The 19,214-nt window shown below is 42.0% G+C and carries 19 protein-coding genes; 9 read left to right on the top strand and 10 right to left on the bottom strand.

The window, feature by feature from the left end; genetic code table 11:
* Window positions 1-63 precede the first annotated feature (63 nt).
* The 3 genes from ACQ86K_RS11050 to ACQ86K_RS11060 all read right to left on the bottom strand — a co-directional run bounded on the left by ACQ86K_RS11050 (window position 64) and on the right by ACQ86K_RS11060 (window position 3,024).
* Window positions 64-1,002, bottom strand: coding sequence for a TonB-dependent receptor plug domain-containing protein (locus ACQ86K_RS11050; RefSeq protein ID WP_431200353.1), 939 nt, complete (start codon window positions 1,000-1,002; stop codon window positions 64-66).
* Between the two features lie 364 nt (window positions 1,003-1,366).
* The gene (locus ACQ86K_RS11055) at window positions 1,367-2,392 is read right to left on the bottom strand and encodes a L,D-transpeptidase family protein (protein ID WP_431200354.1); all 1,026 of its coding nucleotides are present in this window, start codon (window positions 2,390-2,392) and stop codon (window positions 1,367-1,369) included.
* A gap of 8 nt (window positions 2,393-2,400) precedes the next feature.
* The gene (locus ACQ86K_RS11060) at window positions 2,401-3,024 is read right to left on the bottom strand and encodes a hypothetical protein (RefSeq protein WP_431200355.1); all 624 of its coding nucleotides are present in this window, start codon (window positions 3,022-3,024) and stop codon (window positions 2,401-2,403) included.
* Between the two features lie 517 nt (window positions 3,025-3,541).
* Here ACQ86K_RS11060 and ACQ86K_RS11065 point away from each other — a divergent pair.
* The gene (locus ACQ86K_RS11065; protein ID WP_091167836.1) at window positions 3,542-4,189 is read left to right on the top strand and encodes a redoxin domain-containing protein; all 648 of its coding nucleotides are present in this window, start codon (window positions 3,542-3,544) and stop codon (window positions 4,187-4,189) included.
* A 105-nt stretch (window positions 4,190-4,294) separates the two neighbouring features.
* Here the strand turns inward: ACQ86K_RS11065 and ACQ86K_RS11070 are convergent, their stop codons facing one another.
* Window positions 4,295-5,227, bottom strand: a complete 933-nt coding sequence (locus ACQ86K_RS11070; protein WP_091168305.1) for an AraC family transcriptional regulator — start codon at window positions 5,225-5,227, stop codon at window positions 4,295-4,297.
* A gap of 154 nt (window positions 5,228-5,381) precedes the next feature.
* On the opposite strand from ACQ86K_RS11070, the gene ACQ86K_RS11075 reads away from it, so the two are divergent.
* From ACQ86K_RS11075 to ACQ86K_RS11085, 3 genes are read left to right on the top strand one after another with little or no spacing between them, the layout of a single operon-like run.
* Window positions 5,382-6,188, top strand: coding sequence for an aldehyde dehydrogenase family protein (locus ACQ86K_RS11075; RefSeq protein ID WP_431200356.1), 807 nt, complete (start codon window positions 5,382-5,384; stop codon window positions 6,186-6,188).
* On the top strand, window positions 6,161-6,952 hold the full coding sequence (locus ACQ86K_RS11080; RefSeq protein WP_431200838.1) for an aldehyde dehydrogenase family protein: 792 nt from the start codon (window positions 6,161-6,163) through the stop codon (window positions 6,950-6,952). Before ACQ86K_RS11075 ends, ACQ86K_RS11080 begins: the two co-directional genes overlap by 28 nt.
* A 43-nt stretch (window positions 6,953-6,995) precedes the next feature.
* Window positions 6,996-7,367: a DUF779 domain-containing protein gene (locus tag ACQ86K_RS11085; protein ID WP_090524975.1), complete on the top strand. Its 372-nt coding sequence runs from the start codon at window positions 6,996-6,998 to the stop codon at window positions 7,365-7,367.
* A gap of 14 nt (window positions 7,368-7,381) precedes the next feature.
* Here the strand turns inward: ACQ86K_RS11085 and ACQ86K_RS11090 are convergent, their stop codons facing one another.
* A complete protein-coding gene (locus ACQ86K_RS11090) occupies window positions 7,382-8,614 on the bottom strand; it encodes an alpha/beta hydrolase-fold protein (RefSeq protein WP_431200357.1) in 1,233 nt (410 codons plus the stop codon).
* 174 nt (window positions 8,615-8,788) lie between these two features.
* On the opposite strand from ACQ86K_RS11090, the gene ACQ86K_RS11095 reads away from it, so the two are divergent.
* The 3 genes from ACQ86K_RS11095 (at window position 8,789) to ACQ86K_RS11105 (ending at window position 11,837) form a co-directional block, all read left to right on the top strand.
* Complete coding sequence (locus ACQ86K_RS11095) at window positions 8,789-9,487, top strand: hypothetical protein (RefSeq protein ID WP_431200358.1); 699 nt, start codon at window positions 8,789-8,791, stop codon at window positions 9,485-9,487.
* A gap of 104 nt (window positions 9,488-9,591) precedes the next feature.
* Complete coding sequence (locus ACQ86K_RS11100; protein WP_431200359.1) at window positions 9,592-11,133, top strand: MFS transporter; 1,542 nt, start codon at window positions 9,592-9,594, stop codon at window positions 11,131-11,133.
* Window positions 11,134-11,255: 122 nt separating this feature from the next.
* Entirely contained in the window at window positions 11,256-11,837 is a 582-nt protein-coding gene (locus ACQ86K_RS11105; RefSeq protein WP_431200360.1) for a hypothetical protein, read from the top strand.
* Between the two features lie 106 nt (window positions 11,838-11,943).
* Here ACQ86K_RS11105 and ACQ86K_RS11110 read toward each other — a convergent pair whose 3' ends face one another.
* The 4 genes from ACQ86K_RS11110 to ACQ86K_RS11125 are packed head-to-tail and all read right to left on the bottom strand — an operon-like array spanning window position 11,944 to window position 13,813.
* Window positions 11,944-12,312 carry a hypothetical protein gene (locus tag ACQ86K_RS11110; protein ID WP_431200361.1) on the bottom strand — a complete coding sequence of 123 codons (369 nt, stop codon included), beginning with the start codon at window positions 12,310-12,312 and terminating at the stop codon, window positions 11,944-11,946.
* Window positions 12,309-12,713, bottom strand: a complete 405-nt coding sequence (locus tag ACQ86K_RS11115; RefSeq protein WP_431200362.1) for a DNA-formamidopyrimidine glycosylase family protein — start codon at window positions 12,711-12,713, stop codon at window positions 12,309-12,311. Before ACQ86K_RS11115 ends, ACQ86K_RS11110 begins: the two co-directional genes overlap by 4 nt.
* 45 nt (window positions 12,714-12,758) lie before the next feature.
* On the bottom strand, window positions 12,759-13,031 hold the full coding sequence (locus tag ACQ86K_RS11120; protein ID WP_431200363.1) for a DNA glycosylase AlkZ-like family protein: 273 nt from the start codon (window positions 13,029-13,031) through the stop codon (window positions 12,759-12,761).
* Window positions 12,998-13,813 carry a winged helix DNA-binding domain-containing protein gene (locus ACQ86K_RS11125; protein WP_431200364.1) on the bottom strand — a complete coding sequence of 272 codons (816 nt, stop codon included), beginning with the start codon at window positions 13,811-13,813 and terminating at the stop codon, window positions 12,998-13,000. Before ACQ86K_RS11125 ends, ACQ86K_RS11120 begins: the two co-directional genes overlap by 34 nt.
* 101 nt (window positions 13,814-13,914) lie before the next feature.
* Between ACQ86K_RS11125 and ACQ86K_RS11130 the strand changes: the two genes are divergently transcribed.
* Complete coding sequence (locus ACQ86K_RS11130; RefSeq protein WP_429263018.1) at window positions 13,915-14,058, top strand: hypothetical protein; 144 nt, start codon at window positions 13,915-13,917, stop codon at window positions 14,056-14,058.
* A 64-nt stretch (window positions 14,059-14,122) separates the two neighbouring features.
* Here the strand turns inward: ACQ86K_RS11130 and ACQ86K_RS11135 are convergent, their stop codons facing one another.
* Window positions 14,123-15,751, bottom strand: a complete 1,629-nt coding sequence (locus ACQ86K_RS11135; RefSeq protein WP_431200365.1) for a gliding motility protein RemB — start codon at window positions 15,749-15,751, stop codon at window positions 14,123-14,125.
* Between the two features lie 360 nt (window positions 15,752-16,111).
* Here ACQ86K_RS11135 and ACQ86K_RS11140 point away from each other — a divergent pair, with 360 nt between their 5' ends.
* Window positions 16,112-19,135, top strand: a complete 3,024-nt coding sequence (locus ACQ86K_RS11140) for a DUF2723 domain-containing protein (protein WP_431200366.1) — start codon at window positions 16,112-16,114, stop codon at window positions 19,133-19,135.
* Window positions 19,136-19,214 lie beyond the last annotated feature (79 nt).

Genomic DNA, 19,214 nt, shown 5'->3' on the forward strand with positions numbered 1-19,214 from the left:
CATCAAGTTTTGAACCCCATGCTAAACGAGTTGACGCTTGTGCGTCGGATGCATTTTGAGGCTTTACACCACGCTGACCCTGACCATATGTGGTTTGGAAATCGGTAGTGTTGTTAACCTTGTCGGCTTGGTAGTTGGTATTGAATTCAACACCAAAACCCGAATTTTTTTGCCGCCTTTGGTGGTGATCAAAATTACACCATTTGTAGCACGGGTACCGTAAAGAGCGGATGCTGACTGGCCTTTTAATACCGTAATGGTTTCAACATCATCAGGGTTAATGTTGCTGATACCGTCGCCATAATCAGCGCCACCCCATTCGCCGGATGAACCGCGCTGGGTGTTGTCCATCGGTACACCGTTGATTACGAATAACGGGCCGCCAGCTGTACCGCTCGTTACACCGCGTAATAAGATACGGGCTGAAGAACCCGGACCGCCACTTACACCGCTGATGCTCAGACCTGCCACGCGGCCTTCTAATGAGTAGGCTACGTTGCTTTCTTTCGCTTTATCAAGCAGGTCGCCTTTTACAGTTGTAATGGCGTAGCCTAATTTTTTCTCTTCTTTTTTAATACCTAAGGCAGTTACCACAACTTCGTTCAAATTGTTGTTTGAGGTTAAAGTAATGGTAATAGTTGATTTACCTCCCACCGCAACTTCTTTAGTGCCATAACCGATATAGCTCAAAATCAACACAGTGTTTGGCTGAACATCAAGCGTAAAATTACCGCTGGCATCGGTTTGTGTACCTGTAGTGGTGCCTTTGATCCTGATGCTTACGCCTACAAGGGGTTCGCCTTTTTCGTCAACAACCTTACCGGTAAGTTTAGCGAAGTTTAAGTTAAAATTATAGTTTGATTTGGCATTTGCTTTTGGCGCTTCAGCAGCCGAAGCCTGCATATTCAAGAGCACCATACCTGCAAGGGCAAATTTACACAGGTTGAGGGATTTTGATACCCATGGCCTCTGTACACCCACCGGGTGTTTGAAAAATTTCATATTTTATTGAATTTAAAGGGAGTTAATAGCGAAGCGCCCTGGAAGCACAACGCAGTTATAAACATTCAAAAATCTTTTTCGAGGCAGTAATTCCCTCCGGGTAATTATTGCCTGTAGTGGGGAGAGTAAGCTTTTTTTACATAGGCATCAGTTTTCCTGGGTTTATTAATAATGTCATATAGTTTGGTTAATGATCACTGTGCTAAAGGAAAACTATCCTTTGTAGGGATGCACTTTAGTGATTTAAAGTGAGGACAATTAAATTTTAGCGATTGCCTACAAACCCATGAAAAATATTTTGCAATTATTAATTACCGGTACTTTAAACTGCTGTATGAAGAAAAAGAGATTGGTAAGAAGTGGATTAGTATTGCCCGCTGCCTGACATGATCATGGATGCAAGCTGCTCGTCGCGGTCATAAATATCTTTGCGGAAATTGAGCCGGTTATTCCTGTCGGTGAAGGCGGTAAAATAGGCTATAAATACAGGCATCTTTTGTTTGAGTGTAACCTGCTGTTGTTTACCGAGATGCATGGCTTTATTAATGCGGGAGGTTGTCCAGGTGCTGTCGTATTTTAAAAGAAATGAAGCCAGTTTTACCGGTTCGCCAACGCGGATACAGCCGTGGCTAAACGCCCGGGACGATTCGCCAAACAACGACCTTGAAGGCGTATCGTGCAAATAGATACTGTAACTATTAGGGAACAGGAATTTTACCAGCCCCAAAGAGTTTGCAGGTCCGGGCTTTTGCTGAATTACCGGAAGCCCGTTTTCCCGGCCGGTAATGACCATATTATGCTCGTTAAGATAATTTGGGTTGCTGCTCATGGCCGGCAAAACTTCATTGCGCACAATACTTTCGGGCAGGTTCCAGTAAGGACTGAATACCACGTACTGCATTTCGCCGTAAAATATTACTGTTTGATGTACTTTTTCCCCCACCACCACATTGCAGCTCCATAATAAGCTATCGGCATGGTAAACGTGCAGTTTAAATTCGGGGATATTCACAGCGAGGTAGTCGGTAGTTAAACTTACCGGTAGCCAGCGGCAGCGCTCCATGTTTACAATGATCTGTTTGATCCGTGACTTGAGCGGTACATTCATTTCGGCCATGGTTCCGGGACCTGGTAAGCCATCGGCGCCAAGGCCGTGCCTGAGCTGGAATTGGGTTATGGCTGCTTTGAACTCGTCATCAAATTTATTGTTGAGCGTATCGCCTTTAAAATCTTCCAGTTTATATAGGCGGGCTTTTATGTTGGCAACTACAGCCGACGAGTCGCCGAGTTTGAGTTTTTTGCTGATAATAATTGGCTCCCAGTTCTCATGGGCATCAAGCTGGCGGTATTTGGCCAGGAAACTTTTTAGCAAGTCGTACTGGCGGTACACCGGCTCGCTTATAGCAGGGGTTTGTTTCGAAGTTTTTTTAAGAGTGTATCAAGATAATCATCATATGCTATCTTTTTACGCGGCAGGAACCAGTTTACCGAACGGCTGACCGAATCGCTCATGCCCCGGAAAGCCAGTTTTGAAAACGCGAAATACTGGGCAGTGAGCATTAACTCGGTGCCAATATCAGGCTTTTTGACTCTTGTTTTTGAATGATTATCAAATATCAGGGAGTCTAAATCTTTTTGATAGGGGGTACCTTTATATATGCCTTCATTTTGCAGGTTCATCAGCCTGTCGTTCAGGTTACCAGCCTGTTCAATTAAGGTGCCTTTTTCGTACCATGCATAGGCAAATTTACGCTTACGGTAAAAACTCCGCAGATCCTGCTCATAGGGAACCAAAGCGGGGTGCTTTTGAAGAAATGTGACGATGCGGGTACTGTCAAATACAACTTCGGTTTGATCACTAAAGTTGCCAGGAATGGTTTTTGTCCACTCTTTAGCCATTTTCTTTTTTAGGGAGTCAGCTATATAATTGTAATGTTTTTTGCTGTTGTTTTTGCAGTTGGAAAGGACTAAAACACTTAAAACAAATACGATAATATATTGCGGTTTCAACCTGTTCTGCATAGCTAATTTATTAGTTATACGGAACGCAAATTACAAGGTTTTGTTTTTAGAAAGGGAAGGGCATTGAATGTTAGCCGATATAAAATGCCAAATAAGAGACAAGGTATTTTGAGGATAAGAAGGATTGATAAATATTTTTCAATAACTTCTACTAAGTTTATAGATATTATAGTATATTTGTTATGTAACATTCAAAAACAGATGACGGGCAACAGTTTAATCAGCAGTAATAAATACACATCAGCTCAAAACCGGGGCGAAATGTACATGCCTATATGTTGCTGTTGTTAAAATTCTCTCCACCTCAGATAAGCTGTTACGCACCTTTAAATTTACTGACCTCAATTAATATATTTTTATGAACACATCCAGCAATAAACAATTAAGCAGCGCCATCCCGTCGGGCTTGCTCATGCGTTACCGGGTAATTTATGGATTATGCCGTTGTTGTTGAACAATAAAGCTCAACTACAATTACCTTAAAACACTATCCATAACATCATAAATCTATTTTAAAATGCAAACCACAAATAATAATAAATATCCTTTTTTCGATCTGCTTGAAGTTGTTGCCGAACCCGATCTTAAGTTTCGTAAGCTGAAATCATTACATCCTGTAAAAGCGGGCAATTTGGTCCCTGAATTTAAGTTAAATAACGATTATAGCCGCTGGCAGCAATTTTACAATGGCGCCGAAACACATGGCCCTATTTCGCAAAGGAATTTATTAAATAAGCCGCTGGTTATTTCTTTTTATTCGCGTCATTGGGGGCAGCAAGGTCTGGCGCAGCTTAAACAACTGAATAATTTGCAGCATGAGGTTAAGGCAAGCGGCGGCAACCTGCTTATCATTAGTGACGAACGTACCGAAGATCTTGAAAAATGGGCGTGGGAACAAAGTCTCACCCTTAATTTTTATCACGATGCCGATAAAGAAATAGCACAGCAATTCAGGGTGTATTCTGAGGATTACCCTGTGTGGGACAGGTTTTCGGGCATTGACGAAAACGCGCCGTTATTGGCCACCTATATTATTATTGAACCATCAAAACAGGTTATCTACAGCCATATCGACTGGGATTTCCTGGGCACTTTTTCTGCCGAAGACATCATCAGCACTGTTTATGAATCAGCATTGATCAGTAATAGCCGCAGATCGGCATAAACACCAGAAGGTTAAGCGCCTTACACAACAGCAATCTTATAAGTGTTTACTAAGTGCACGTATAAGATTGCTTCTTACTTTCCGAACAATATTTTTATTAGTCTGTTAATTCAGGTGCCCATCCCGTAGCTTGGCCTTATAATAACTTGGCGTAATGCCCTCTATCTTTTTAAATGCGCGGCTAAAGTAGTTAAGGTTATTGAACCCGGCTTTAAAACAAGCTTCAGAGATACTGTTATGCGGATTGTTCATGAGCTGCTTGGCTAATTGCAGGCGCTCTTTAATGATATAATCAACCGGCGAAATCCCCAACTCGTGCCTGAACGCCCGGAAAAAGCTTGCTTTGCTCATGAAGGCCATTTGGCTCAATGCATCAATATTAAGCTTATCGCTTAAATGCACCCTAATGTATTCCAGTACGTAGGCAAATCGGCTACTGCTTGATAGCTCATGCAGGTTATCGCTGATCTCGTTAATGTTTTGCATCTGCATAATGCGGATTAGCAATTCTTTTAAAGTGAGGTTGGCAAGCACATCCTTGGTCAGGGCATCGCCGGTACTGATGCGGATGAGTTTATTAATGAGCTGGGCCAGCTCATAATTATTAAAAAAGTGGAACTGGTTATAGTTCAGCTGCCAAACCCGCTTATCTTCCCTTGGGTAATTCTCATTTAAGAAATCAAGCGTATTGGTAATTTCCTGGTGGTTAATAGCCAAAGCTGTGCACTGTGATGGCTGGTTGATAGTAGCCTCCGGGAAATCAATTTTCATGGTAATATTTGGCGGCACTATAACGGTTTCGCCGGGGAGGTAATCAAACCCCGGTTTATCAAACAAGTGCATCACCTTTTTGCCGCGCAACATGCTTGTTATTACCAGGTCGCTAAAAGTTAAGGGCACCAGCTCGCTGCGCTCAAAAGTTTCAAAAACGTTGAGTTCGCAATGGTTCATGGTGTAAGCCCTGCGGTTTTCAACCAGGGTATTCAGTTCTTTTCCGTGTGAGAGGCTTAGTGGAGATAACAGGGTTTTGTTATTCATAGCCATTTATAATTTATACCAAATTAGGTATACTTATCATGATTAACAAGTGGGTGCAAAAAATGCGACCATTGTGCTACCTTTTGAGAGCATAATGCAAATGCCTTACAGCGAGGTTGCTCTACATTAGTGTTACCAAAAAACCATAAAAATTATGAGCGCTGTTTCTAAACCATCCTTCAAGGATAAATACGACAATTTTATCGGCGGCAAATTTGTTCCGCCGGTTAAAGGCGAATATTTTGATAACGTTTCGCCTATCGACGGCAAAGTATTCACCAAGGCTGCACGATCAGGAAAGGAAGATGTTGAACTGGCTCTGGATGCCGCTCATGCCGCATTCCCGGCATGGGGCAAAACTTCAGCCGCACACAGGGCATCGCTGTTAAATAAAATAGCCGATGTTATTGAAGCCAACCTGGAGTTTTTGGCCGTTGTAGAATGCATCGATAACGGAAAGGCCATTCGTGAATGTCGCGCTGCCGACTTGCCGCTGGTGATTGATCATTTTCGTTATTTCGCCGGTGTTATCCGTGCGGAAGAAGGCGGGATTTCCGAGCATGATGAATATACCGTAAGTATTTGTTTAAATGAACCATTAGGTGTGGTAGGACAGATCATCCCCTGGAATTTTCCGCTGTTGATGGCTACCTGGAAAATTGCGCCTGCGCTTGCTGCCGGTAATTGTTGCGTGGTGAAGCCAGCCGAGCAAACACCAACATCCATCATGGTATTAATGGAATTGATCCAGGATATTTTGCCGCCTGGTGTTTTGAACATTATCACCGGTTTTGGTCCGGAGGCAGGTAAGCCACTGGCTTCATCGCCAAGGGTTGCCAAAGTTTCCTTTACAGGCGAAACCACAACCGGCCGCTTGATTATGCAGTACGCATCTGAAAACCTCATCCCGGTTACGATGGAGCTGGGCGGAAAATCACCAAATATTTTTTTGAATCGGTAGCCGATGCCGATGATGAGTTTTTTGACAAAGCTGTTGAAGGCGCAGTATTATTTGCCCTTAACCAGGGCGAGGTTTGCACCTGCCCGTCGAGGATCCTGGTGCATGAAAACATCTACGATAAATTTATGTCGAAGGTGATAGAACGCACTAATGCTATCATTATGGGTAACCCCTTAGATGGCACCACAATGATGGGCGCACAGGCATCTAACGACCAGTACGAAAAAATCCAGTCGTACCTGAAAATTGGTAAAGAAGAGGGAGTAGAGGTACTTTGTGGCGGCGAGGTTAAAAAGCTTGATGGTGAGCTGGAAGGCGGTTATTATATCCAGCCTACGTTATTTAAGGGCAATAACAAGATGCGCATTTTCCAGGAGGAGATCTTTGGTCCGGTGGCTTGTGTAACTACGTTCAAAACTACTGAAGAAGCTATCGCGATAGCCAATGACACACTTTACGGATTGGGTGCCGGTGTGTGGACCCGCGATGCGCACGAGCTTTACCAGGTGCCCCGCGCAATACTGGCCGGCAGGGTTTGGGTAAATAATTACCACGCATATCCTGCACATGCGCCGTTCGGCGGCTATAAAAAATCAGGTTTTGGTCGCGAAAATCATAAAATGATGCTTGGTCACTACCGTCAAACAAAAAACATGCTGATCTCATATAATAAGAACAAGCTGGGATTTTTTAATCCCGGCTTTAATCCCCCGTTCCCCAGACTTGCGAGGTTTCTGAAACTTCGTAAGTCTTTATGTGTTTGAATATTCCTTTACTTATCTGCAGCTTCGCGCGAAATTTGAAGACATGATCAAAAGAGTAACCATAACCCCCGAAGCTTCAAAGCTGATAGCCGAACTCAAATCCCGCTTTGGCGACCTGATGTTCCATCAAAGCGGTGGTTGCTGCGATGGCTCATCGCCTATGTGCTTTGAAAAAGGCGAGTTTAAACTCGGCGGCAGCGATGTTAAAATAGGAGAGGTGGATGACTGTGAATTTTGGATGAGTAGGGACCAGTTTGAATACTGGCAGCATACCCAGCTCCAGCTCGATATTACCAAAGGCCGTGGTTCAAGTTTTTCAATAGAAATACCGACGGGTTTTAGGTTTATGATTCATTCAAGGTTGTTTACTGAAGACGAGTTGAAAGATTTAGAACCGGTGAGTTTTATAGATTAGCCCCTCCAAATCTCCTACTGCTCTGCCTGCACCTTATCCAGCTTATCCATGATCTCTTTGGTATACTTTATTGATAAAGCTTTCTTAAAATACTTTTCGGCATTTGCTTTATCCCCACGGGCTAAAAAGCAATCGCCCATACTGTCATAAACGTTGAAGTTTTTTGGATAATTATCTATGTTCACCTGGAAGAACATGTCCGCTTTTTCATAATCTTTTTGTTGCAAAAACGCGTAGCCTATGCCATTCATCTCCGGCTCAGGAGGGCGTACGGTGTAACCCATTTCAGCGGACATCATTTTGTAATGGGCATCTATCATTTGTCTTAGCTGCACGGCATTATACTGTTTATCAAAATATTGGTTATAAGGCTGGTTTCGCGGAAAGCGGTTGTTTTTGAAAATAAACCGTAAGGCATCATATTCAGCATTGAATGAAACAGAATTATGATCGTCGTCGGGATAATACTTTTTAGCCCATTGCAGATTGTTGGTTTTATTGACAGAAAGATCATCAGCCAGTTTCATGATCGACCGGATATGATGTGATATTTCGGCCGTGTCCTTTTTTACTTGTATAGTATCCATGCCCGCATTCATCGTATTGGCAAAACCGAGGAAAAGCTTTTTACCGCCAAAATTCTTTCGCTTAAGGATAATGGTTGCTTGTTTAAGTAAATTATCGTTGTCATAAAACATGCTCGGATCGATAGCTACATAGGCATTAAAAACATGTGTATGTTTTAATAATAAATTGATCACCGTTAATCCTCCCAACGAATGACCGATCATGGTGCGATAGGGAGCAGTTGGATATGCTTTGTCGATATATGGAATTAGTTCTTTTTCCATAAAGGCGGCAAAGTTTTCCCCTCCGGCTGATGACTTGTACATAGCGCTGCTGGTAGGCGTAAGGTCTCGTGTACGGTGTCCGGATGTATTCAAAATGCCAACTATAATCATTTGCGGCAGCACCGTATTGCCTGCAGTTGCGCTAAGTTCTTTGATCATAGTAACCAGCGACATGAAATGATCATCGGCATCTAAAACGTACAAAACCGGAAATTCCGGTTTTGAAAAGTAGTTGGTATCATATCCTGGCGTATAAACCCAAAGTGGTCGTTTCTCTTTCAGGATGTTGGAATAAATGGTATCCACCCTGCCCAAAACTATAGGTTGCTGCAGCGGCTGCGCCTTCAACAGGTATGCAATGGTGAGATGAATCAGTATCAGGATAAGCTTTTTCATGTGGCTGTTGATTTATGATTCAATGGTACAGCAACAATATGACCTTCAGAATTAAATGTGACAGATGTTGTCGTTGGCGTGACGGAAATAATTTGGAGCTTGTTTTCGTTTTAAAGAAGGACTGAAACATGTTTTGGCAAGTTTTTGTTAGTTGTTACAATCATTCATAAAATCATGGCCGTGCTCAATACCTATAATACTGCCCGTAAAAAGAACGGCTTAACAAAGTTTGAGACGTTGATCTTCGGATTAATGATCGTGTTCAATATAGGGGCTATCATACTCTTCTTTATTGATAAAGGATATTTTGAGATGATATACAATCGCTATGGCGGTTTTATAGGATACTTCACGGTATTGTTGTTACTTGTAATTTTTGTAGTGTCGGCAGTATATATTGTAAGGCTTTCGCGCTATCGAAGCATCCAGTTTTGTGTGGTTTTAATTTTAACCGGGGTAGCAAGCCTGTTTTTTATCGCCGAAAAAATGAGCAGTTTGCCTGATCTTTTTCATCTGTCAACCCATTCGCTTTTTAAAGCCAACACCGCAATATTGGGGGCAAATGCAAATGGAATAATTAAAATTAATGAGACCGGAAAAATTGTGCTCTATTGGATTTTGATAGCCGCAAGTGCTTTTTACTTTTTGATATTGCCGTTTATATATCGGAGTAATTTTAGGGCTAAACGCTTTATTGATAGAATCGGAATTCCTATCCCGCACCGCAACCACGTTATCGCAATAATTATATTAACCATTTTGATAATGCTATTTTCGGCAGTAAATGAGTCGGAAGTTTTACCACTTGATTTTGCTGCAATATTTTTGCTGATCCTGCTTTGCCCGGAAAACATCGGTGTTTTCAGGCGATAGTCATATTTTTTTGCAACACTTTAAATTGTTTTTTTAGGCTCCGTTTAATCCGATCATTTACTGCAACTTTGTAATAAATCTTTCAGTTACAACCTTATAAAAATATGGCTACAGTTTCATTGGGCAGCCCGGCAGGCAAATGGATCATGGTTTCGGCTATACTGGCTTCGGCCATGGCATTTATTGATGGAACAGCGCTTAATGTGGTGCTGCCGGCATTACAGCAAAGCCTTGATGCCAAAGGAGCCGATCTCTTTTGGATCCTGAACGCCTACCTGTTGATGCTTGCCTCGCTTATTTTAATAGGCGGCTCGCTTGGCGATAAACTGGGGCGGAAGAAAGTCTTCATGATCGGCATCTTTATTTTTATAACCGGATCGGCTCTTTGCGGGCTTTCACCAGGTGTTTTTTATCTCATCGTTTTCCGGATCATACAGGGTATCGGAGGTGCACTGATGATTCCGGGGAGCCTTTCGCTTATTTCATCATCCATTGATGCAAAAGAAAGGGGCAAGGCTATCGGAACATGGTCGGCCATTACCACGGTAGTTACAATGGGCGGCCCGGTATTGGGTGGCGCCTTAGCCGATGCCGGTTTATGGCGGTACATATTCTTTATTAATATACCCATAGGGATAGTAGCTTTACTCATCCTGTGGCGCAAGGTTGCCGAAAGTAAGGATGATAGTACCGACCAAACCATTGATTTTCCCGGGGCTATTTCTATCGCATCAGGGCTTGCTTTGCTAACATTTGGTTTTCTGCGGATGCCGGCGGTAGGTTTTAATAGCTGGCAGGTTTATGGATCATTAGCCCTGGGCTTATTATTGCTCATTGTTTTTATTTGCATAGAAGGTACAAGCAAACATCCCATGATGCCGCTAAACCTATTTAGCAATAAAACCTTTAGCGGGATAAACCTGCTTACATTTTTTCTGTATGCGGGTTTGGGTGGCGGTATGCTGTTCATGTCGCTAAACATGGTGCAGGTGCAGGGGTATAGCCAACTGCAATCTGGGTTAACATTTTTACCTTTTACTGTGCTCATGATCTCCATCGCACGTTATGCAGGAGCTATTGCCGATAAAAAAGGCCCGCGTTTATTGCTCATCATCGGTCCTGCTTTGGCGGGAGCGGGGTTACTAATGTTGTCGTTCATCAAACAAACTGCAGGCCCTTCCGATTATTGGACAAGCTTTTTCCCCGGTGTGCTTGTTTTTGGCTTCGGCATGTCATTAACGGTAGCGCCGCTTACGGCAACGGTAATGGGATCGGTAAGTGATCATTTTTCGGGCACAGCATCGGGTATTAATAATGCTATGACCCGCATTTCGAATGTTTTTGCCAATGCCATTTTTGGTGCCCTGGCGGTTTTGTTTTTTTCGGGAGCGATGCAGGGGGAGTTGAAAAAGTTATCCCTTAATGAAAATGATAAAAAGACGGTTATGGAACAATCGGCCAACTTGGGCAATGCTAAAGTGCCCGCCGGTATCGACGGATCCAACAAAAAGGCAGTCGGGATTGCCTATCACAACGGATTTATTTCGGCCTATGGCAATATTATGCGGATCTGCGCCGGCCTTGGTTTCCTGGGTGCGCTGATGTCGGTTATTTTTATCAGGAATAGTGCTGTTAAGAAGGAGTGATTGTTTTTGAAAAAACGTGAATAGAGTGCCTCTGCGTAGATCCTAAGAAAAATCAGATTGGGGTTGCAACCATTTGTTTATCACTATCGTCTACCTTACAAATCTATCTAAAGCTTATTGTTATGTTCAAATCGATATTCTCCCGAAATTTTGCAAAACTCGTTGCCTTATGTTTTTTATGCTTTGTTGCCGTTAGCGTATCCGCGCAGGATAAAACCAAAACGATAGGCAACAAACCCCGAAGCGGCTCATCCAATAATACCTTTGATGCTGTTAAAGGTGCGCAGGTTGGCATTGAAATGAATGCTGGTAAAAAGCAGGTACAATTACTTACGCTGAACTTTCATACTCAAAACCGATCAAGCGATAGCATCCCTTTTAAAGTAAATGTTTACCAAATGGCCGGGAAGTTTCCAAATGAAGCTAATTTGGTTCAAGACGAAATAAAAGGCTACATTAAAAAATACGACAATGTGGAAAACCATCAATTAACCACTGTCAACTTATCGCCATACAATGTTAAAGTGGCCGGTGATATTGTTGTTTCTATTGAATTTTTGACAACTAAAACCAACTCCAACGTTGGATTTGCCTGCGGCTTATTTAACGGTGGTACCTTTCATAAGGATGGTGAAACCCAACCTTGGAAGAAGATTCCGATTGTTGGTGTTGATTTTAATGTACTGGTGAAAAAGTTGAAGTAGATGCCCCTCTAAATCTCCCCTAAAAGGAGAGACTTTTAAGAACTGCGCTCATTGCAAACGAGCGCAGCAAAATACGCTAAATAGTATTCTTTAAACCCTGCGAGGTTTACTCAAACAATTCCTGCTCATCAGTATAATATGTTTTCCGCGATGCTTCGTTAATTATGATTGCGGCGCCTGTTGGGCTATGCTTTTTCTTTGAATTGTGAATATCCATGAAATCGCGAACTTCACCGTTAATGATGCCGGGGTTTGATTTCAAGATGCTTTTTTCGGCAGTTTCCAGTACTGTTTTTATTGACTGAGCCAGGTTTTTCAGTTTGGCTTCCGGTATTTTACTGCTTACGGAGAACGGTGAAATGCGGGCATGCCACAAAATTTCATCGGCATAAGCGTTGCCGATGCCTCTCATGATCTTTTGATCAAGCAAAATAGCTTTTATATTGGTCTTTGTTTTTGCCAGGCGCTTTTTCAAATACTCGGCATCGGCATCAAGCGCGTCGGGGACATCCTTTTTTCCGGGTTGAGGGTTGGTGTTGCTATCCCCTGGAAATCGGTCAGTACTAACCCGCTGCCATCATCAAAGTGCAGTTCGATGATGCTGTACTTGTTTTCGTTTTTGGTATCGAACGAAAAAAGTTTACCGTGCAGCATCAGGTGCAGACCCAGTACATCGCCCTTGCTAAATTTAATATGCAGTTCCTTCCCTTCACGATATACTTTTTCGAGCTTTTGTCCGCTTAATACCTCGTTCAGTTCGTGTACGCTAACATTTAGTTTTTTAGGGTTAGGTACTTCTATTTTTTTAACGGTTTTACCTGCAAGTATTTTTTGCAGGTTATGGCTAAAAGCCTGCAGATCGGGTAGTTCGGGCATGATATGTTGTTTTTATAAGTAACTTGTTGTTGTAATTAATGTTTGTTATCCGAGACCATTAAACTTTTTAAAACGTTGTATGGCGCTTTCAACAGACTGGTTTTGAGCCTTATTGAGTTTGTCAAATGGTTTGAGCTCAATATCAATATTCTTTTTACCCATATTCCGGCTCCAGTTGCCAACCACCTGGTTATTGACCAATATGGTTGGGAAAAAGGTAATAGCCCCCATTTTATCACGAAATCTGGCCGGTACCATGGCATCACGATTTTTATACGCTATAATTAACTCATCGTAAACAGGCAGAAGGTAAGCCACTGTTTTTTTGCTGTACTGAAATCGACATCAGTATCCATCCAATAGCTTACCCCTTCAATGATGATATTACTTAGCCGGCCTTTATTTATTTCGATCCCGGTTTTGGCATCGGCAACAGTAAGGCCGCTCCAATGCACAAAATCATTTATTGTAGCTGGGCCATGGCTTGTAAAATACCGCAAAACCAAACGAGCTACCGCCTCGTCACGATCTATGGCCGGTGTCATTGGTGCACGTTCGTTAAGCAGTGCGTAAGTAAATTGTTTACCCTGTCTTGCGCCACTGCAAATTAATTGCTCCAATTCGGCTTTCATTAACAGTATCGTAAGCCTCAGATCGTTCGTAGCTATATTTGCCTCATGCAGGGCCGAAACAATTTCGGCACGGGTTAGTTGTTTGCCGCCCTGCATGGTTTTTATAAATACATCAAAGCTTTTGTTAAAAATTGCATCGGTGACCTCCTGCTTTTTATACATGGCGGCATTGCCTGCGTTGATCCTTGACGCCGTAAGGCTGAGCATCCAGCGGATATCCTGGGGTAAAACAAAATGCCAGGTTGGTCTTAATACATGGGTTCGTAAAATAGCACCGGTGGTCATCGCTTTTTCCACGGCCTTATCCGATGGAGATGACATACGTAACCCAATTGCCCATTTGGCATGCGCATATTCCTGTGCCTGTATGGCACACATATAGCCAACCACCTCTTCGGCCTTTTTGAATTTATTGTGGTTAAGATGTTGGTTATAAACCCGGAGATTAGCTATATCACGTATGGTCATGTCTGTCTGCTTTGATACTATTCAAAATAAATATATATTAATGACAACTGTTTGTCAGCAGGAAAAATGATTTAATTTGAGAGGCTTATTTTGATGGACGGATGAACAGGATAGATCCTAATTATTTTGCAGGCGGGCTAATTGTCGGTATTGCTATTGGCTTAGCCTTGCACAGCGTTGGTGTAGGTATAGCAATTGGCGTTGCCGTGGGTTTGTCTGTGGGCTTAAGAAAGAAGAAAGGGTAGGAAAGATTCTCCAAATTACAGCCTCACGAAGTTTGAAAAACTCGGTGAGGCTGTAATTTGGTAATTAAAAATCGTGATATAAATTTCTGAACGAGCTTCTTATCCCGAAGGTGATCATGGTGTTTTTTGAATCTTTCTGATCATTTTTTTCCTGGCGGTATAACGCGCCGAGTTCCAGGCGTAAATTATACTTTGGGTTAAGTATGTAAGCAACAGTTCCTTCACCATAATAAAGCTGTGTGCTTATACCCTGGCCTATGGTAGTCGTAGTATTTTCCGATGGTACAAAAGGTTTGGTAATTATTTTGCCGTTATTTGCAGCCTTTGTGGCATCAAGTCCATATTTGGCATAATTAAGTTGCCCCTGGAAATCAAACCGGCCAACCGAATAATTCAAAATGCCTAAAAGTTCCCTGAAGTTTGCTCCGTAAGGGTGGGCCAGAGGATCGCCATAAAATGAATAACTGCTTATTGACTGCTGGTTGCTGTAAGTGTATGGCTTAACAGTGTTATATTCAAATAGATAGTTTAACCTTTTAACTTTAAAAATATCTGCGCCACGGATACCCAATTGCCAGCCGTTGGTGTTATCGGTACTGTTGCCCGAAAAGAAATCGCTGCCTTTGAACCTGTCGAACATGATCTGTCCGTACAGGGCAGCTTTATCAAAAATCTTGTATTTGGCATTGAACCCTAAAAATACGTTATCCTTTTTGTTCCCGCCCGGGCCCAATGAGCTTGCAAATAAAATAGGGTTTACAAAATTGGCGTCAAAGCCTGCCCGGTTGCCCTGGTTATCAGCTTCGGGAGCTATCAGGGCGTTAAACATACCAAACGAGGCGCGTTTGGTTATATTCCAGTCAATATAATGGAATAAAGCCCATTTGCGGCGGTTACTTCCAAAACTGTCAAATTTTTGTGCAACATTATTGAGGTCTTCAATATAGGCCCACGCTACCATATAACGTACGGGGCCAAGGTCGGCTGTAAGCCTGAGAAGCGGCATATTGGCGGCAAAGTCAGATAAGAGCACCGACCGGTACCCGTCACCAATAAACATTTTATCTTCGCCTAATGTAATATTCAGTTTTTTTGTTACTGAATAGGAGAGTATTGCAGTTACGTACGACCAATCTTGTGAGTTGCGTGGTTGGCCTGTATACTTCCTGGCATATGCCTGGCCGGGTATAAAACCATTGGTATTGACATAGTTGCTATAATACGATACAAACTTGGCCGAATTTTCAAAACCGCTTGTGTAAAATGAAAATTTGCTGCCTACTGTTCCCCCAATTTGATAGCCACGTACATTTAAGTTGGTCGAATTACTGTTAGTGAAATCCCTGCCGGCCTGCAGATCAGTAATATAGTCGGCATAAAAGGTATATTCTTTTGCTTTTACGTCAAAAAGGTGTTCATTAAATAATTTACGCCCGCCCCAGGTTTTGCGGTCTTTAACACCAACATTCATTACCGAATCATAGGTATGCAAAATGGTGCTGTCAATTAAAAAAGGACGCAATGAAGTATGGACCGAGTTTTTTACAGAATAAATATCCGAATTGAACTTTTGATACAACTGGTATGAATTAGGTAAATAAACTGATTGAGCTTTTGCTAATTGCGATGTAAATAAGGCAATTACAGCTATGATAAATGTTTTTCGAAAGCTTAGGAAGTAGAGTTTTTGCATTACAACAAAATAAGTATTAATTGTTCTAAGTTAAAAATTTCATTGGTAGATAAGGATATATACATACATGCCCCGCAGGTTGTTTCTGATATATTAAAATTATGCAAATTGATTTGGACATTGATACCTGGTTAACCGTTCATAATCATTGAATTAATTATTCAATAAAGCAGGTTTATAGTTATTAAATAAATGGATTGAAATATGCCTGTTCGTGGAGATCGGTAAATAAAATTTCTTTAATCCCAGTACTTCAAAAAGTTAATTAATGTTAAATTTTGTCACGTGCAGGTGTTTTTTTTAAATAAGTTATAAAAATCATGATATTTGCCGCGCTATTAAATCAATTGATATTATTAAATGCAGTACAAAAAAATCAATAACCTGTTAGGCTGGCTTTGTTTTGTTATAGCCTCAATAACCTATATTTTAACATTAGAGCCGTCTGTAAGCTTTTGGGATTGCGGCGAATTTATTTCATGTGCCTACCGTTTACAGGTAGCCCACCAGCCTGGTTACCCGGTTTTTGCCATGATAGGCAAGGTTTTGTCGTTATTGTCATTTGGCGATAACACTAAAGTGCCTTTCTTTACTAATATGGGGTCGGCATTGGCCAGTGGTGCAACTATTATGTTTTTATTTTGGACAATTACTGCTTTTGCCAAAAAACTGATGGTTGAAAAACGAGATGAGGCTATTGACGGTTATAAATTATATGTAATTATGGGGGCCGGCCTTGTTGGTGCCCTGGCCTTCACATATACCGATACGTTTTGGTTTTCGGCTGTCGAAACCATTGTATTTGCCCTGTCATCACTATGTACCGCAATTGTATTTTGGGCAATTCTTAAATGGGATGAGCACGCCGACGAACCCGGTGCTGATAAATGGATTGTTTTTATAGCTTATGTTATCGGTTTATCCATAGGGATCCACCTGTTAAACCTGTTGACTATACCGGCCATCGCAATGGTTTACTATTTCCGCCGAACCAAAAATATTACCGTTGGCAATAGCATCCTGACTTTTTTGGCAGGGGTAGTGATTCTTGGCCTGGTACAATACGGCATCAGGGGATATACCATTAAGTTTGCGGCTTATTTCGACCTTTTCTTTGTCAATTCCTTAGGAATGGGCTTTGGTACCGGGGCTTTCTTTTTCATCCTGTTGATAGTTGTTGCTCTGGTATTGGGGATCATGTACAGTATCCGCAAAAAGAAGCCTGTATTAAACCTGGCTTTACTTTGCGTTGCATTTATATACTTTGGATATGGCTCATTCGCTTATATCCCTATTCGTGCAACTGCTAATACTAATTTAAATAACTCACATCCAGATAACGCTTTTACGCTTTACGGTTATTTGAATCGTATCCAGTATGGTGAAGTGCCTTTGCTAACCGGCCCTATGTATGATTCGCAGGTTACGGATCAAAAACAGGGTAGTATCATTTACCGCAAAGGTAAAACTAAATATGAAAATGCAGGTCGTAAAACAGATTATGTTTATGACCATACCACAGCATTGCCACGTATGTACAGCACCGACGCTAACGATGTGCAGTTTTACAAGCAATGGCTGAGGATTCCCGAAGGGCAGGCCCCAACTATGGGCGATAACCTGAAATGGATGTTTAGCTGGCAAATGTACCAAATGTACTGGCGTTACTTTTTCTGGAACTTTGTTGGCCGTTATAACGATGCCGACGGACAAACCAGCACCGAAGGTATTGACGGCAACTGGACGACCGGTTTATTTGACGGTGGCAAACATTTACCAAAATCAGTAACTGCAGCTACTACCTATACTCCGCTATATGCCCTGCCATTAATAATTGGTTTAATAGGTTTGTTTTTCCATGTTAACCGCCGCAGTAAAGATGCGTTGATTGTTGGCTTGCTGTTTTTCTTCACCGGTTTGGCAATTGTGCTTTATGTAAATCAGGCATCAGTACAGCCGCGTGAGCGTGATTACTCATACGTAGGCTCGTTTTATGCCTTTGCCATATGGATAGGGCTCGGCGTAATTGCTATTGCTGAATTTGGCCGCAAATATATCGACGCTAAAATGGCCGCTATCGGTTCAACCGTTATAGGCCTTTTGGTTTGCCCGGTACTTTTAGCAGCCAAAGAGTGGAAAGATCATGACCGCTCAACCAAAATGACGCCGCATGATATGGCCTACAACTATCTTATTTCATGCCCGCCAAATGCTATTTTGTTTACTTATGGCGATAATGATACGTACTCATTGTGGTACGATCAGGAAGTTGAAGGTATCCGCCCGGATGTGCGCATTGTAAACTTAAGCCTGTTTACCGGCGACTGGTATATCCGCCAGATGCAGAAAAAGATGAACAGTTCTGAGCCGCTTCCTATCACTATGCCTTTTGATAAATATAAAGAAGGGGTGAGGGACGTTATTTATTTTAACGATCAGAAACTACCTGGATATCAGGATATTAAAGAAGTGTTTGATTTTATTACTTCTGATGATAAGGCTACGCAGGTACAATATCAAAGCGGCGACTATGGCAACTACCTGCCGACCAAAAATCTGAAAGTTACGGTTAACCCTGATGAGGTAGTTGCCAACGGCGTAGTAAAAGCCGATCAGAAAGATAAGCTGGCAACCGCCATGGAATGGAAGTATACATCAAACTATGTAACCAAAGAGAATTTGGCCATGTTTGATATTTTGGCGCATAACCACTGGAAGCGCCCTATCTGCTTTACTACTACCATTGGTAACGAAAACCTGATAGGTTTACAGCCTTACCTTTACAAAGAGGGCTTTACTTATCACCTAATACCGTTTAAACCGGATACAGCTTTACATGATCAGTTGAGCAAAACCAATACTGATGTAATGTATGATAACGTGATGAACAAGTTTAAATTCGGCAAGTTTAAAACCGCCAAATACCTTGATCATGAGTCGACCTCGATGTTTTACCCCGTTATGGTAACTACATTCCTTGACTTGGCTCAAAACCTTGTTCAGGAAGGTAAAAACGATAAAGCGTTAAAAGTAGTTCAGAAATATGATGCTGAGCTGCCTGATATTTACCCGTATGTAGATGTTGCCGGTCGCAAATTGTATTTAACCCAATTGGCTTATCAGCTTCATGACGTGGTGTTGGGTAACAAATTGGCAGGCAATATCGACAATTACCTTACCGATCAGTTGGATTATAATGCCTACCTGCTAAGCCAGGATGTTAATAGCATTAACGGGCGCGATGTACAAATAGGCATGCAAGTGTTGAACGGACTGGTGCAGTTTACCAAAGACAACCATCAAACCGCTCTTGCTACCAAATTTGAAAACCAGTTAAAGGCTTACGAATCAAAATTCCGTGCTGTATTAGGCGGAGGGCAATAGTAATTCTTGATAATATTTATTGGCAAAGCCATCCCGGTTTCGGGGTGGCTTTGTTGGTTTAATAGTTTACTCACCCCGA

Source organism: Mucilaginibacter sp. P19 (assembly GCF_050632265.1).
In the GTDB taxonomy this organism is placed as follows: Bacteria; Bacteroidota; Bacteroidia; order Sphingobacteriales; family Sphingobacteriaceae; genus Mucilaginibacter; species Mucilaginibacter gossypii.